This is a genomic window from Paraburkholderia sp. MM5482-R2, from assembly GCF_050436125.1.
Classification (GTDB): domain Bacteria; phylum Pseudomonadota; class Gammaproteobacteria; order Burkholderiales; family Burkholderiaceae; genus Paraburkholderia; species Paraburkholderia tuberum.
On sequence record NZ_JBNDLP010000003.1, the window covers coordinates 968,428 to 983,493 of the forward strand.

17 protein-coding genes are annotated in these 15,066 nt (G+C 63.8%); 11 read left to right on the top strand and 6 right to left on the bottom strand.

Annotated features, from left to right (window positions below; translation table 11 throughout):
• Positions 1–201: 201 nt before the first annotated feature.
• On the bottom strand, positions 202–669 hold the full coding sequence (locus tag OKW37_RS26555; protein ID WP_429353056.1) for a universal stress protein: 468 nt from the start codon (positions 667–669) through the stop codon (positions 202–204).
• Between the two features lie 281 nt (positions 670–950).
• On the opposite strand from OKW37_RS26555, the gene OKW37_RS26560 reads away from it, so the two are divergent.
• Positions 951–1,640 (top strand): FadR/GntR family transcriptional regulator, encoded by a 690-nt coding sequence (locus OKW37_RS26560; protein WP_090807327.1) that lies wholly within the window; start codon positions 951–953, stop codon positions 1,638–1,640.
• 55 nt (positions 1,641–1,695) lie between these two features.
• Here OKW37_RS26560 and OKW37_RS26565 read toward each other — a convergent pair whose 3' ends face one another.
• Positions 1,696–2,289 carry an acyl-homoserine-lactone synthase gene (locus OKW37_RS26565; RefSeq protein WP_184063270.1) on the bottom strand — a complete coding sequence of 198 codons (594 nt, stop codon included), beginning with the start codon at positions 2,287–2,289 and terminating at the stop codon, positions 1,696–1,698.
• A gap of 156 nt (positions 2,290–2,445) precedes the next feature.
• On the opposite strand from OKW37_RS26565, the gene OKW37_RS26570 reads away from it, so the two are divergent.
• Positions 2,446–2,763 (top strand): hypothetical protein, encoded by a 318-nt coding sequence (locus tag OKW37_RS26570; RefSeq protein ID WP_013092374.1) that lies wholly within the window; start codon positions 2,446–2,448, stop codon positions 2,761–2,763.
• Here OKW37_RS26570 and OKW37_RS26575 read toward each other — a convergent pair.
• A complete protein-coding gene (locus OKW37_RS26575; RefSeq protein WP_090807322.1) occupies positions 2,747–3,451 on the bottom strand; it encodes a helix-turn-helix transcriptional regulator in 705 nt (234 codons plus the stop codon). The genes OKW37_RS26570 and OKW37_RS26575 overlap by 17 nt on opposite strands.
• 331 nt (positions 3,452–3,782) lie before the next feature.
• A complete protein-coding gene (locus tag OKW37_RS26580) occupies positions 3,783–3,971 on the bottom strand; it encodes a hypothetical protein (RefSeq protein WP_429402699.1) in 189 nt (62 codons plus the stop codon).
• A 56-nt stretch (positions 3,972–4,027) separates the two neighbouring features.
• Between OKW37_RS26580 and OKW37_RS26585 the strand changes: the two genes are divergently transcribed.
• The 7 genes from OKW37_RS26585 (at position 4,028) to araD (ending at position 12,220) form a co-directional block, all read left to right on the top strand.
• A complete protein-coding gene (locus tag OKW37_RS26585) occupies positions 4,028–5,017 on the top strand; it encodes a dihydrodipicolinate synthase family protein (RefSeq protein WP_429402700.1) in 990 nt (329 codons plus the stop codon).
• On the top strand, positions 5,014–5,958 hold the full coding sequence (locus tag OKW37_RS26590; RefSeq protein ID WP_429402701.1) for an SMP-30/gluconolactonase/LRE family protein: 945 nt from the start codon (positions 5,014–5,016) through the stop codon (positions 5,956–5,958). The genes OKW37_RS26585 and OKW37_RS26590 overlap by 4 nt, the downstream gene beginning before the upstream one ends.
• A gap of 247 nt (positions 5,959–6,205) precedes the next feature.
• Positions 6,206–7,375 (top strand): extracellular solute-binding protein, encoded by a 1,170-nt coding sequence (locus tag OKW37_RS26595; RefSeq protein WP_429353061.1) that lies wholly within the window; start codon positions 6,206–6,208, stop codon positions 7,373–7,375.
• A 172-nt stretch (positions 7,376–7,547) separates the two neighbouring features.
• Entirely contained in the window at positions 7,548–8,627 is a 1,080-nt protein-coding gene (locus tag OKW37_RS26600) for an ABC transporter ATP-binding protein (RefSeq protein WP_184063283.1), read from the top strand.
• Positions 8,624–9,511, top strand: a complete 888-nt coding sequence (locus tag OKW37_RS26605; protein ID WP_090807312.1) for an ABC transporter permease — start codon at positions 8,624–8,626, stop codon at positions 9,509–9,511. The genes OKW37_RS26600 and OKW37_RS26605 overlap by 4 nt, the downstream gene beginning before the upstream one ends.
• Positions 9,511–10,452 carry an ABC transporter permease gene (locus OKW37_RS26610; RefSeq protein WP_184063285.1) on the top strand — a complete coding sequence of 314 codons (942 nt, stop codon included), beginning with the start codon at positions 9,511–9,513 and terminating at the stop codon, positions 10,450–10,452. Before OKW37_RS26605 ends, OKW37_RS26610 begins: the two co-directional genes overlap by 1 nt.
• Before the next feature lie 31 nt (positions 10,453–10,483).
• Positions 10,484–12,220 carry an L-arabinonate dehydratase gene (gene araD / locus OKW37_RS26615; RefSeq protein ID WP_429402702.1) on the top strand — a complete coding sequence of 579 codons (1,737 nt, stop codon included), beginning with the start codon at positions 10,484–10,486 and terminating at the stop codon, positions 12,218–12,220.
• A 3-nt stretch (positions 12,221–12,223) separates the two neighbouring features.
• Here araD and OKW37_RS26620 read toward each other — a convergent pair whose 3' ends face one another.
• Complete coding sequence (locus OKW37_RS26620; protein ID WP_090807306.1) at positions 12,224–12,829, bottom strand: short chain dehydrogenase; 606 nt, start codon at positions 12,827–12,829, stop codon at positions 12,224–12,226.
• 143 nt (positions 12,830–12,972) lie between these two features.
• Positions 12,973–13,425: a DUF3005 domain-containing protein gene (locus tag OKW37_RS26625; RefSeq protein ID WP_429402703.1), complete on the bottom strand. Its 453-nt coding sequence runs from the start codon at positions 13,423–13,425 to the stop codon at positions 12,973–12,975.
• A gap of 329 nt (positions 13,426–13,754) precedes the next feature.
• Here OKW37_RS26625 and OKW37_RS26630 point away from each other — a divergent pair, with 329 nt between their 5' ends.
• Positions 13,755–13,988 carry a hypothetical protein gene (locus OKW37_RS26630; RefSeq protein WP_013092363.1) on the top strand — a complete coding sequence of 78 codons (234 nt, stop codon included), beginning with the start codon at positions 13,755–13,757 and terminating at the stop codon, positions 13,986–13,988.
• 147 nt (positions 13,989–14,135) lie between these two features.
• Entirely contained in the window at positions 14,136–15,062 is a 927-nt protein-coding gene (gene epsC / locus OKW37_RS26635) for a serine O-acetyltransferase EpsC (protein WP_090807303.1), read from the top strand.
• Positions 15,063–15,066 lie beyond the last annotated feature (4 nt).

The following is a 15,066-nucleotide window of genomic DNA, read 5'->3' on the forward strand; positions in this document are numbered from 1 at the left end:
GAAATTGTCCCACCCGCTATGACCCGCAACTGGCGGCAAAGTGACGCGTTCGCTGCTCGGCAGTCCGAGCAACGGCGGTGCTCTGACGAAAGTGAGAAGGTGAGCCGCCGCGGCCTATATCGACGTCGCCCGTCGACGGGTAGCGTGGCTCGATTCCGGCAAGGCAGGGCGTGGCGTGCCGCCCCGCGCCTGATGACAGAGTCAGGCGGGTTCCTTGTCGGTGCCCGCGGCGGACGGTACCAGCAGAACCGGAAGAGTGGCCTGGCGCACGCAGCGTTCAGCGACGCTGCCGAGAATCAGCCGCTGAAAGCCACGCCGGCCGTGCGTGCCCATCACGAGCAGGTCGGCGTTGAATTCGGCGGCGGCCTGCAGCACGATCTCGGCGACATCGCCGAGCGACGAAGCCTCTGAGACCGCCGGGTCGCCCTTCACACCTTGCTCGGCCATCGCTTTCGAAAACTCGGCACGCAGCTCCTGGCCTTCCTCGATCAGGCGGTTGCGCAGGATCGACGGGTCGTAGCCGGGCGCCTCGAAGTACATCGGCGTGTTTTCGACGACATAAAATGGCCGCAACACCGCGCCATTCGATTTGGCGAGATCGAGCGCCGCTTCGAACGCACGGCGCGAGGTATTGCTGCCGTCGACCGCTACAAGGATGCGAGTGTACATATCGGCTCCGAGTCAAAAATGCGTCTGCCACATTGCTAACCGCGGCAGGTTTATTGATCTTTTATACCAATGAAGCTTAGATGATTGCCGGAAAAGATGCACCGGACCAGGATGTAAATCAAACACTGGCCAAATATTCCGGCGCGGCGCGGACAAAATGGCGGACGCGGCGGCGTGCGCGAAGCAGCCTGGCATGCTTACAACCCGTAAAACTTTGCTGAAGCCGAAACAGGGTTGGCCTTACAATCAAGCCATATTCAGACAAGCTGACCAGTCCGCTGATGAACGATCGAAAAACCAAGGGCTTACCCGACCAGATCTACGGCGACATTCTCAACCGCATCCTCGAAGGCGAGTACAAGGAAGGCGAGCGATTGCCGACCGAGCACGCGCTGGCGGAGCGTTTCGCCACGTCCCGACCGACCGTGCGCGAAGCGCTCGCGCGATTGCGGGCCGACGGCATCATCTCGACGCGGCACGGCTCTGGCACGACCGTCGCGCGGCGCCCCGATCCGGACGTACGCCGCTTCGCGCCGCTCGAAACGCTGTCCGATATCCGCCGCTGCTATGAGTTTCGCATCGTGACCGAGGCGGGCGCGGCCGCGCAGGCAGCGCTGAAGGCCGACGCCGACGACATCGCCGCGATCCAGCACGCGTGGGACGAGCTCGAGCGCATCATCGAGGCGCAGGGGATCGGCGCGAAGGATGACTTCCTGTTTCATCAGGCGGTCGCGCGCGCGTCGAAGAATCCGTTTTTCATCACGGTGATGTCGTTCATCGAGGAGCAGATCCTGTTCAGCATGAACCTGTCGCGCAATCTGTCGCTCGTCAAGACGGTGGAGCGGCAGCGGCTGGTGCAGGCCGAACACATGGCGGTGCTCGACGCAATCCGCCGCAAGGACGCGGCGGGCGCTGGCGCCGCAATGCGCGCGCATCTCGAGAACGCGCTGGAACGGATGTTCGGTTCCTGAGTCCGCGCGCGGGTGAAGGCGTCGCGACTTTTGTCAGGCCGCGCTTCGGCGCGGCTCAAGCAGCGACGGCGACCGGCCCGAACAGCGAGGTCAGCGTTTTCGCGCTCACCGCGACGTCGAGCGCGACGGCCCGCTCGATGCCAATCTGCAGCGGCGGCCCGAGCCGGCTGATGTCGAGGCCGGCTCGGCGCAGCATCCTCTCGATCGGCGTGGTGGTCACCGTGACGTAATGCGTGATGCCCATGTGCTGCGCGAAGCACATCACTTCCTGAATTGCGCGGATTGTCATATCCGTGAAACCAAACGACTGTTCCTCACCGCCGGTCTCGATCGCCCAGCGGCTCAGTTCCCAGATATGTCGCCCGACCGGCGCGGCCGCGCCATGCAGTAGCTGCGGGAAGGTGTCTTTCAGCATGTTCGGACCTTCGGTCGGCATCAGGCGCCAACAGCCGCGCAACCGTTCGTCTTCGCCCTGAATCAGCATGTAGTACGGCCCGAGCGCGTCGTAGCCGTCTATCTCCATTCCCGCGATGGTCGGAATTTCCCAGCCGAGCCGGCCGTGAAAGACACGGGCGCGCAAGCGGTACATCTCGTTGATCAGTTCGTTGTCGAATTCCTGCCGGAGTCCAATTCGGATCGTGGTTTGCATGACGTTCTCCTGTACGCGTTGGGGGGCTGCCAGATACGCAGGAAAACTTATGCATTCTGAATCTTTGCGCCACCTACCTACCTGGATAGGTGTGGATGCTTATCGGGTATATCAGAATTCAGACACGTCTCCGCCCCCAACCTACAAGGGTCCAAAATGGAACTCCTCGACAATCACTGGCAACCGCAAACCCACCTCCAGGCGCGTCCTTCGGAGGTCTCTTCGGCAGTGGATCGCGTTCTGATCATTGCCTATCGGAAGAAGAAAAAAGAGAGCCAGCGCCGTTTCTGGGCTCGCTTTGGCGTCACGCAATCGCGCGGCAGCCGCTTCGAGTCGGGCGCGGAGATCCCGGCGCCGGTGTCGATCCTGCTGGGTCTGTACTTCATGAAGACCGTGTCGGACGCCGATCTGGGTCGCGCCGAGCGTGTGATGTACAGCCGCGACGCGGCCGCGCTGCTCAACCCGGGTCAATAAGCCCAAGCTGCGCCGCGATCACGGCTGCCGCACGCCGCGAATTCACGCCGAATTTCGCCCTGATGTTTTTCATATGGAAGTTCACCACCGCTTCCGAGCAACTCAGGATGTGAGATATCTCCCACGTGGATTTGCCGCGTGCGGTCCATTTCAGACATTCTCGCTCGCGCGGCGTGAGCTTTGGCATCAAGGTCTGCGCATGTGAATTCAGATGCTGTTTGCTGGTGTCGATCACCAGGTCGCGCAACAGCACGAGGTTCGGCAACGCGGCGTTCACATGGCGCCTGAACCCGTCTGACGGCTTGTCGTCATTGACGAAGCACATCATGCCGGCTTCCTGATTCGGCCCATGAATTGGCAGCGTCACGCCCGCGCTCAGGCCGTACGAGCGAGCTTCCTCATACAGGGATTGCTGCGCCGGGCTGGCGAAAATCTCGGGCGTCCAGACCAGCGGCGATGAGCGTGACAGGCAGTGTGCGACCGTCGGATCGATATGCACCATGCCTTGCTCGTCGTACGTCTGGCGCCATGCCGGTGCGTAAGTGCTGCGCAGGTAAGCGTCCTCGAGACGCATGGTTGGCCGCGGCAGCATCGCGACCAGAATCTTGTCGAAGCCCCACGTTTCGGCAAAGCCCGTAATTACGCCGAACCATTCCGCCTCGTCGGCGGCGTCCAGTAGCGGTGCCATCTGCTCGATAAAGTGTAGCGGCAATTTTTTGGCTCTCTCAGGCTCGCAAACATCCCGTTCGCGGTTATTGGCAGACAAACTTCGGTCCGCTCTTTTGGTCCGCATAATCTATCACTAAAAACTCGAACGCAATGCGCCGGTGCTCCGCGGGGTAAACGATAGCCGCCACGTGATAGCAACGCCGGCGTCGCCTATTATTATGCTGATTGAAATAAATCTTTAACCCGGCCGGGCTTCTCGGGTGCGCGGCGCGGCTAATCGGCATCCGGCGACAGATTTTAATATGTTTCGTTGACGGCATTATTTCGTCGCGCTTTAAACTAAATCGTATTTACTCGATTATCTCGGAAAGCGGGTTATTGCTCGCCGTGTCCTTGTTGCCAAAAAAAGCCTGCGCCGATTCCGCTGGCTGCGGGCCCGCTTCATTGTTATACAAAAGGAAATTTCGTGATCGGCTCCCGCGCAATTCGCCGCCGACGGCATGCTGGGCGATCGTCACGCGCAGGTTGTTTGACAACATTGTGATGCCGATGCTACCGTGAAACCTCCGCCTAGCGCGTTTCCGCGTCAACCATCATGAACGAATCACCGCTTAGCGACGGCGAGTTCGCCGCGTCGGTCATGGCCGTGCCGCCGCTCGCGCGCCGGGCCGACTACACGCTCGACCCTGCCCAGAATCTCGCGCTGATCCGCCATATCGAAGCGGGCGGCGTACGCACGCTACTGTATGGCGGCAATGCGAACCTTTATCACGTCGCGGTCAGCGAATACCGCGAGCTGCTGGACCTGCTCGCCGAGGCTGCGGGTCCCGGGACACGGGTGATTCCGGCGCTGGGTCCCGACTACGGCAAGATGCTCGATCAGGCGCGCATCCTCGCGCAGACGCGTTACCGCACGGCGATGGTGCTGCCGCTCGGCGGCTTCACGACGTCCGAGGGCGTCGAGACGGGCCTCACGCGGATCGCCGACACGGCCGGCACGCCGCTCACGCTGTATATCAAGAGCGAAAACTACGTCGCTGTCGATACACTCGCGCGGCTCGTCGAGCGTGGGACGCTGAGCGCGGTCAAATATGCGATCCCGCGCGACAACCCCGCTCACGATCCGTATCTGCGCCGGCTGCTGCAACGCGTGCCGGCCGCGAAGATCGTATCGGGCATGGGCGAGCGGCCGGCGCTCGTGCATCTGCGCGAGTTCGGACTCGCAGCGTGGACGACCGGAAGCGGCTGTATCGCGCCGAGCATGGTGATGGCGCTGCTGCGCGCGGTGCAAAGCGGCCGGAGCGCCGGTAGCGCCGTTAGCGCCGATCACGACACCGCCCAACGTCTCTACGATGCATTCATGCCGCTCGAAATGCTGCGCAACGACATCTCGCTGATCCGCGTGCTGCACGATGCAATCACGTTCGCGGGCCTCGCCGACATGGGGCCGCTGCAGCCGCTGCTCAGTTCGACACCGCGCGAGCATCATGCGAAGATCGCGCAGACCGCGCGCACGCTGCTCGCTCTCGAGCGCGAGTTCGCGCCCACCCAATCGAACCGCTCCGACACGCAGACAACCCCATGACCGATCACAGCCGACGCTATCCCGATCCCTCCATCCGTGTGTTCGATCCGCGCTTCAAGTCGTTGATCATCGCGTCGGCGTCGGTCGAATGCTTGTATCAGGGCACGCGCTGGTCGGAGGGGCCGGTGTGGTTCGGCGACGGCCGCTATCTGCTGTGGAGCGACATTCCGAACGACCGCATCCTGCGCTGGGACGAAACGACGGGCGCTGTCAGCACGTTCCGTCAATCGTCGAACAATGCGAACGGCCATACGCGCGATCGCGAAGGGCGTCTCGTCAGTTGCGAGCACCTGACGCGGCGTGTGACGCGCACCGAGTACGACGGCTCGATCACCGTGCTCGCCGATCGCTACCAAGGCAAGCGCTTCAATTCGCCGAACGACGTGGTCGTCAAATCGGACGGCTCGATCTGGTTTACCGACCCGACCTTCGGCATCGAAGGTTTCTACGAGGGCGAGCAGCAACAGTCCGAGCTGAAGGCGTGCGTGTATCGGATCGACGGCCAGTCGGGCGAGGTGTCGATGGTCGTCGACGACGTGCTCGCCCCGAACGGTCTCGCGTTCTCGCCGGACGAATCGCTGCTGTACGTGGTCCAATCGCGCGGCGAGCCGCGCAAGATCCGCGTATTCGATGTCGAGGCCAATGGCAAAGGCACGACGCTGTCGAACAACCGCGTGCTGATCGACGCGGGTCCGGGCACCCCGGACGGTTTTCGTGTCGACACGCATGGCAACTTGTGGTGCGGGTGGGGCATGGGCACCGACGAGCTCGACGGCGTGCGCGTGTTCAGCCCGCAAGGCGAGCCGCTCGGCCACATCGCGTTGCCAGAGCGTTGCGCGAACGTTTGCTTCGGCGGACGGCATCGCAACCGTCTGTTCATGGCGGCGAGCCACGGGTTGTATTCGCTGTTCGTCAATACGCAGGGCGTGCGCGGAGGTTGAGCGGTTGTCCGCTAACCAGACAACATGTATTGCTATCGCGGCGAGGGCTCGGGTTTGCCCTTAACCCGCGGTGCCGGGCATTGAACGACAAGGATTTCAGGTTAAACGAGCCATTTTCTCGCCCGACCCACATCTCGACTATTTGCTTGACATCGGCTGTTGCGCTTCGCTATGTTCCCTTGGTAGAAAGACACCGCCCGCAACGCATCGACCAGCGGGCTTCCATACCAAGAAGCGAGGAGACGCAATGACTGTTTCGCACAGGTTGTCGTTCAAGCTGGTATCCGTCTGTATCGCCGCGAGCGCGGCGTTCACCCTTGCCGCGCACGCGGCCGATCCGGTCACGATCAATATCGTCGACGTGGCCGGCGATCTTCAACTCACGCAGAAGGGCTTCGAGGCGTTCAAGGCGAAGAATCCGAATCTCGTCGCGAACATCACGTTCACGAACGCGCCCGCGCCGCAATTGCCCGGCAAGATCAAGGCGATGCAGGCCGCGGGCCGCTCCGACATCGACCTCGTTTTGACCGGCACCGACGCGCTCGCGGCCGGCATCGAACAGAACCTGTGGATCAAGCTGCTGCCCGACAACGCGGCGCAGTTCCCCGGCGTGCTCGACAAGTACGCGCCGGGCCCGCGCAAGATGCAGGATCTCGCGCAAGGCTACGGGCTCGAGGTCGCGTATATGCCGGCTGGTCCGCTGCTCGAATACAACCCGGCCAAGGTCAGCGATCCGCCGAAGACACCCGAGCAACTGCTGCAGTGGTGCAAGGCCCACCCCGACAAGCTGATCTACGCGCGGCCGGCCAATTCCGGTCCTGGCCGCACGTTCCTGATGGGCTTGCCCTACGTGCTCGGCGACAAGGACCCGCAGGACCCGGTGCACGGCTGGGACAAGACGTGGGCGTTCCTGAAGCAGTTGAACGACTGCATACCGTACTATCCGGGCGGCACCTCGGCGGTGATGAAGGAACTGGGCGAAGGCACGCGCGACATGACCGTGACCGTGACCGGCTGGGACATCAATCCGCGCGCGCTCGGCATCGTGCCGGCCGAATTCCGCGTACAGCCGTTCGACAACATGACGTGGGTCAACGATGCGCACTACATGGTGATTCCGAAGGGCGTGCCGAAGGAAAAGCTCGACGTGCTGTACAAGATGATGAACTTTATGCTGGAGCCCGCGCAGCAGGCGCTGACCTATGACGACGGCTACTTCTATCCGGGTCCGGCGATCAAGGGCGTCACCGTCGAGCAGGCGCCCGCGCACAGCCAGGAGGTGCTGAAAAAGTATGGCCGCCCCGAATACGCGAAGATGTTGGCCGATCATCCGCATGCGTTGCCGCTGAACGCAGCGGCGATGGTCGCCGCCTTCAAGAAGTGGGATAGCGAGATCGGCGCGCAGAAGACCCAATAGGCCTTCACCAATGCGACGGGGAACGGGGCAAAACGCAGCGCGGCGTGAGGTTCCGCCGCGCTGCGTGTTTTCAGCGATCACGCGCGTCTCGGCTTGAGTGCCTGATGCGCCGCGCCCACCGCAAGCGCGGCACTCGCGACATCCGTCGCCTCACGCGGAGCAGGGAACCGCCATGAAGCATCACTTTGAGCAGTTGCGGCTCGATTCGGTGAGCCGCAGTTTCACGAACCCGCAAGGCCACGCGATCGCCGCGCTGCAGGGTCTCGATCTGACGATCCGGCGCGGCGAGTTCATCGCGCTGCTGGGGCCGTCGGGTTGTGGCAAATCGACGGCGCTGAACTGCATCGCCGGATTGCAGCCGCTCACCGGCGGCGGCATCTGGCTCGACGAGCGGCGCATCGACGTGCTGCCGCCGGAAAAGCGCGGCTTCGGCATGGTGTTCCAGAACTACGCGCTGTTCCCGCATATGAGCGTGCTGGAGAACGTCGGCTTCGGGCTGAAAATGCGCGGCGTCGGCAGAAGCGAGATCGCGCGCCGTGCACGCGAGGCCTTGAAACTGGTGCAACTGACCGGTCATGAGCACAAGCTGCCCGGCCAATTGTCCGGTGGCCAGCAGCAGCGTGTCGCGATCGCGCGTGCGATCGTGATCGAGCCGCCGCTGATCCTGATGGACGAGCCGCTGTCCAATCTCGATACGAAGCTGCGCATCGAAATGCGCGCGGAAATTCGCCGCATCCATACGCAGCTCGAACGCGCGACGCTGTACGTGACGCATGATCAGGACGAAGCGCTGTCGATGGCCGATCGCATCGTCGTGATGAGGGAGGGCGTCGTGCAGCAGGTCGCGACGCCGAAGGAGGTCTATACGCGGCCGCGCAATCTGCATGTCGCGCGCTTCATGGGTTATCGCAATGTCGCCGAGTTCACGCTGGAGGGCATGCAAGGCGATGGCGTCGTGGTCATTGCGAACGGCGTGCGGCTCATCGGCACGCCGATGGCCGGCTTCGACGGCAAACGCGTGAGTGTCGCGCTGCGCCCCGAAGACATGGAGCGCGCCGAGCCCGGCGCCGACAACGCGTTCGAGGCGCTGATCGACGCGGTCGAATACGGCGGCCACGATTCGCTGCTGCGCGTGAAGACCGCGTTCGGCGACGTGTGGGCGCGCGTGACCGGTGAATGCGCGGAGGGCGAGCGCATCACGCTGCGCGTGCGGCCGTCGTGCGTGCTCGTCTACGACGCCGAGGCCGCATGAACACGCCGACGCTCGTCCCCCCGCTTACGTCCCGCGCGCCGCGCGATGCCAAGGCCTGGCTCGTCGCGCCCGCGCTGCTCTTTATCGTCGCGCTGTTCATCTATCCGTTCGCGTATGGTCTCGCGCTGTCGTTCCGGCCGATGAACGGCGGCGGCGTGTGGGCCAACTATCTGACGTTCTTCACCGACACGTCGATGTGGCCGACGATTTTCGTTACGCTGAAGCTGTCGGTGCCGGCCACGCTGATCAACGTCGGCGTGTCGGTGCCAGTCGCGTTCGCGCTGCGCCGCTACTCGCGGTATCAGAAGATCGTCACGACGCTGTTGGTGATCCCGGTGACGCTCGGCACCGTGCTGATCGCCGACGGCATGCTCACGTACTTCGGTCCGCACGGCTGGCTGCCGCAGGCGTTGCAGGCGCTGCATCTGTACACGCAAGAGGTGCGGCTCACGCACAACTTCACGGGCGTGTTGCTGTCGCTGATCGTGTCGGGCTTTCCGTTCGCGTTTCTGCTGACGCTGTCGTACGTGACCGGCATCGACCCGACGCTCGCAAGCGCGGCCGCGACGCTCGGCGCGAGTCCGTGGCAGCAGTTTCGCCGCATCTATCTGCCGCTGCTCGTGCCGGGGCTCACGATGGCCGCGTGTCTGTCGTTCGTGCAGGCGTTCTCGGTGTTTCCGTCGGCGGTGCTGCTCGGCGCGCCCGCGGGTCCGACGCGCGTGATGTCGATTGCCGCGGCCGAAGCCGCGTTCGAGAGCTACGACTATTCGCTCGCATCGGCGATCGCGATGGTGATGGGCTTCGTGCAACTGCTGGTGGTCGCCGCGCTGCTCGGCGCGCGCCGCTGGTTCTATCGTGGTCCCGTAACGGGAGGCAAAGGCTGATGACGACCGATCGTCGCGCGACGCAGCCCGACTGGTCCGCGTCCACCTCCGCTTGCGCGGCGCCTCAGCCGGGCGACGGCGCCCGCGAGCCAGCACAACATGCGCGTCAGCGCGCGAATCTGCCGGGCCGCATCTGGCAGGTGCTGGTGTGGGCCGTGATGGCGTTCTTCCTGATCAACGTCGTGCTGCTGATTGCGACCGTCGCGGTGAATTCGATCGCGACGCGCTGGTTCGGCACCGCGTTGCCGCAAGGTTTCACGTTGCACTGGTATGCGCAGGCGTGGAGCGACTTCCAGCTCGCGAGCGTGCTGTGGGTGACCGTGCAGGTGGTCGGCGCGGTCGTGTTGCTGTCGGTGCTGCTCGGCGTGCCGGCTGCGTATGCGCTCGCGCGCGTGCAATTCCGCGGCAAGCGCCTTGCGATGCTGATCTTTCTGCTGCCGTTGATGGTGCCGCCCGTCACCTACGGCATTCCGATGGCGACCGCGATGTACAAGGTCGGACTCGCCGGCACGCTATGGGGCGTGATTCTTGCGAATCTCGTACCGGCGCTGCCGTTCGTGATTCTGGTGATGACGCCGTTCATCGAGCAGATCGATCCGAATCTCGAAGCGGCCGCGCGCATTTTCGGCGCGAACACGTTCCGCTATTTCCGTTACGTGCTGCTGCCGCTGCTCGTGCCGGGCATGCTGGCGGCGGGGCTGCTCGTGCTGGTGCGCACGATCGGCATGTTCGAGCTGACGTTTTTTACAGCCGGTCCGGCCACGCAAACGCTGGTGGTCGCGTTGTATTACGCTGTGTTTTCGACCGGCGTGCGCGCGCCGCAATCGATCGATGCGATGGCGATGATCTATATGGCGATCACGTTGATCTGGGTGCTGATCGCACTACAATTCGTGAGCCCGACGCAGATCGTGTCCCGCGTGAAAGAACAGAGGCGCTGACGCATGGTCGGCGCCAATCGTGGAGTAGACGTTGACGAATAGAAAGACCCCCGAGGAATTGCGTAGTCATCGCTGGTACGGCGCGAACGATCTGCGTTCGTTCGGCCACCGCTCGCGCACCGCGCAGATGGGCTACAACCGCGACGAATACGCGGGCAAGCCGGTCATCGCGATTCTGAACACGTGGAGCGAGATCAATCCGTGCCACACGCATTTCAAGCAGCGTGTCGAGGAAGTGAAACGCGGCATCTGGCAGGCCGGCGGCTTTCCGATCGAGCTGCCTGTGCAGACGCTGTCCGAGCCGTTCCAGAAGCCCACCACGATGCTGTACCGCAATTTCCTCGCGATGGAAGCCGAGGAGATGCTGCGCTCGTATCCCGCCGACGGCGTCGTGTTGATGGGCGGCTGCGACAAGACCACGCCCGCTTTGTTGATGGGCGCGATCTCGATGGATCTGCCCGCCATCTTTCTGCCTGCCGGCCCGATGCTGCGCGGCAACTGGAACGGCGTGACGCTCGGCTCGGGTTCCGATTCATGGCGCTACTGGGCCGAACTGCGCGCGGGCACGCTGAGGCCGGACGACTGGCAGGGCGTCGAGGGTGGCATCGCGCGCTCGCCCGGTCACTGCATGACGATGGGCACCGCATCGACGATGACGAGCGCGGCCGAAGCGCTGGGCTTCACGCTGCCCGGCTTCGCGTCGATTCCCGCGCCCGATTCGCGGCATGCGCAGATGGCCGCGCAAACCGGCATGCGTATCGTCGAGATGGTGTGGGAGGATCTGAAGCCGTCGGACCTGATCACGGCGGCATCAGTCGATAACGCGGTGACGACTTGTGTCGCGCTGTCCGGGTCGACCAATTCGGTCGTGCATATGATCGCGCTTGCACGGCGCGCGGGCATCGAGTTGACGCTCGACCGCTTCGACGAGATCGCGCGCCGCACGCCCGTGCTCGCGAACATCAGACCGACCGGCGCCTATCTGATGGAGGACTTTTTCTACGCGGGCGGTTTGCGCGGGCTGCTCGCGGAACTGGGCGAACTGATCGACGGCTCGCAGAAAACCGTGAACGGCCGCACGCTCGGCGAGAACCTTGCCGGCGCGCGCATTTTCAACGACGACGTGATCCGCCGCCGCACGAATCCGCTACTGCGCGACAGCAGCCTCGCGGTGCTGCGCGGCAATCTCGCGCCCGACGGCGCCGTGATCAAGCCGGGTGCGGCCGAGCCGCATCTGCTCGTGCATACGGGCCGTGCGGTCGTGTTCAGCGACTACGACGACATGGCCGCGCGCATCGACGACGACGCGCTCGACATCGACGAAAGCTGCGTGCTCGTGCTGCAGCACGCGGGGCCGGTCGGCGCGGGCATGCCCGAATGGGGTCAACTGCCGATTCCGCGCAAGCTGCTGCAAAAAGGCGTGCGCGACATGGTGCGCATCTCTGACGCGCGGATGAGCGGCACGAGCTATGGCGCGTGCGTGCTGCACGCGGCGCCCGAGGCATTCGTCGGTGGGCCGCTGGCGTTGGTGCGAAGCGGCGATCTGATCGAGCTCGATGTGCCGCGCCGCAGGCTGAATCTGCTGGTATCGGACGAAGAGCTCGCGCGCCGCAAGGCCGCGTGGGTCAAACCCGCTGCGCGCTTCGAGCGCGGCTATGGCGCCCTGCATCAGGCGCACGTGATGCAGGCGGATCAAGGCTGCGATTTCGACTTCCTGCAGCGCGGCGGCGTGAGTCCCAATAGCTCGGGCGAGCCGGAGATTCACTGAGGTTCAATACCCCACGCGATACACGCGCCCCGTCTGCGCCCCTTCCACACTGCGCAGATAAGCAAGCGCCGCGCGTTGCGCGCTGACGGGCTCGAAGCCGCGAAAGAACGGCGCGTAAGCCTCCATCGACTCGGTCAGCACGGTCGGACTCACCACGTTGATGCGCAGCCCGCGCGGCAGTTCGATCGCGGCGCCGCGCACGAAGCCCTCGAGCGCGAGATTGACGGTCGTCGCGCTCGCTCCCTGCGGGATCGGCTCGTCGCCCAGAATGCCGCTCGTCAGCGTGAACGATCCGCCGTCGTTCACGTACGGCAGCGCCGCGAATACGACGTTGATCTGGCCCATCAGCTTGTCGCGCAGCCCGACCCAGAACTGCTCGATGCTCATCTGCTCCAGCGGACCGAAATGCACTTTGCCGGTCGCGGTGACGACGCCGTCCACCTTGCCGATGTCGCGAAACAGCCGCTCGACGCTCGCCGGGTCCGTGCTATCGACGTGATATTGCCCGCGCGTCGCGCCCACCTCGATCACTTCGTGACGCGCCTTCAGCTCCGCGCGGATCGCCTGGCCCAGCGTGCCCGTGGCACCGATGACGACGATTCTTTTCATCCGCAACTCCGTTAAACGAACCCACGTTAAAACAGGCAAAGCACGCACCAGAATAAAACGGTGCGTGCTGCGTGATTGCCTGATAAATCGGAATAAACCCGGTAATTCAAACGCGCGCGTCTAAAGGGATGATGCGCGCGCGCCTATTTCACCCGATGTAATTCGATTACGCGCGCGGGCCGCAAATGATTGAGCGCATAGTGAATGCGGCCACGATCGTGGCGCTGTCCGACCGGACGCGGGTCGTCGTACTGATGGTCGGCCGAGTAGACGTCGAGCGGCTCGGCCATGCCCTTGTCGATCACCGAGTAGCCCGGCTCGAGCGCGAGCAGCAGGTGGTTGCCGCCGACCCTGCTGTCGAAGCCGGCCATGCCATCGAGCGACTCGGGCACGCTGTTGTCGAGCGTCGCATTGCTGGTCGTGACCGCGTCGGGCGAGATCGCGCCGTGGCCCGCCAGACGGGCCGCTTCGCGGTTCTTGCCGTCGGTGTCGACCGTGCTGTCGTGCGTGCGGTCGTTGTGCAGGTCCGTGCTTCGTGGGTCCTTCGGGTCCGGCTTCGTACCGGCGTTTTCGGGTTTGTTGATCGCGCTGTTCATCGTGCATTCTCCTGAAGCGGACATTCGAAGAAAAGAGCAAAAGCCGTTCCGACTGACACGGCGCCGCGGTGCGCGAGAGTCGCGATGCGTTCTCCGCCATCCTTCGATGCGAGTGGCGTTACCTCGCGATTAAACGGCGATGACGTCCGCGATTCATTTCGTTTTTTTCAATGGACGCGTATTTTCTACAGAGTATGATCTTACTCCTGCGACCGACGCGCGGATAAATTGGCGGCATGCTCCGGCTGTTCCAGCATGGTCGGAAAAACTAACAAACAAATGGCCGCGCGACTGAGAAAATGTTACGGGGCTTCAGGGGCGGGTGACTCATGCACTTCGATGCTGCATTCACACATCGCGGCTATCTTTTGAATTGCGAACCGGCGCGCTCGGGCGACGGCTCCTGGCAACCGTATGTGGTGATCTCGCGCTCGAGCGACGGCGAACTGGTCGCTAACCGTTTCTTTCCCACGGAACTGCGCTTCTCCGACGAAGCCGCTGCCATCGCGCACGCGCGCGATTGGGCAGTGCGCTGGATCGACGCGAGCAGTCTGACTATCTGAAGTCAGGGAACGATGCGTGCATGCCAGCGCGCGTCGACGCAATGAATCCGAGCCGACCTGCGCGCTGCCGGGCGGGCACCGTTAAAACGCGGTAATCTCTGCTCGATAACCACTTCGAACCGTGCACGCCGCACGGCGCCGTCCCTTATGCCCAACGAGCCTTCCCATAACTGGGGCCTTGAACAGATCGTCGCCGACCTGCGCGCCTCGCGCGAGCAATTGCATCGCACGCGGCATCCGCTCGGCATTCGCGAATTGCCATCGCGCGAAGCGGTGGTCAATATCGTGGCCGGTCTGCGCGCCGCGATGTTTCCGACGCATTACGGCGCGCCCGATCTAACCGACGAAACGGTCGACTACTACGTCGGCCACACGCTCGAAAGCACGTTGCGGCTGCTCGCCGAACAGATTCGCCGCGCGCTGCGCTTCCTGCCCGAGTTCGGCGAGACGCCGGACGCCGAGTTGCGGGAGCGCGCGTTCGCGGTGGCGCGCGAGTTCGCGACGCAGCTGGCGGGCATACGCGCGCTGCTCGTCAGCGACATCCAGGCTGCGTACACCGGCGACCCCGCCGCGCAGCACATCACCGAAATCCTGCTGTGCTATCCGGGCGTGTGGGCGATGACGCATCATCGGCTCGCGCATGCGCTGCATCGGCTCGGCGTGCCGCTGCTGGCGCGCTTCATCAACGAGATCGCGCACTCGGCGACCGGCATCGACATTCACCCGGGCGCGACGATCGGGCCGAGCTTCTTCATCGATCACGGCACCGGCGTGGTGATCGGCGAGACAGCGATCATCGGCGAGCGCGTGCGCGTGTACCAGGCGGTCACGCTCGGCGCGAAGAGCTTCGCGGCCGATGAGGACGGCACGCTGATCAAGGGCAATGCCCGGCATCCGATCGTCGAGGACGATGTCGTGATCTACGCGGGCGCGACGATTCTCGGACGCGTGACGATCGGGCGCGGGTCGGTGATCGGCGGCAACGTGTGGCTCACGCATAGCGTGCCGCCGGGCAGCAGCGTATCGCAAGGCAAGGTCCGCGAAGGAGAGCGCACCGACAACGGACGGCAATGACACG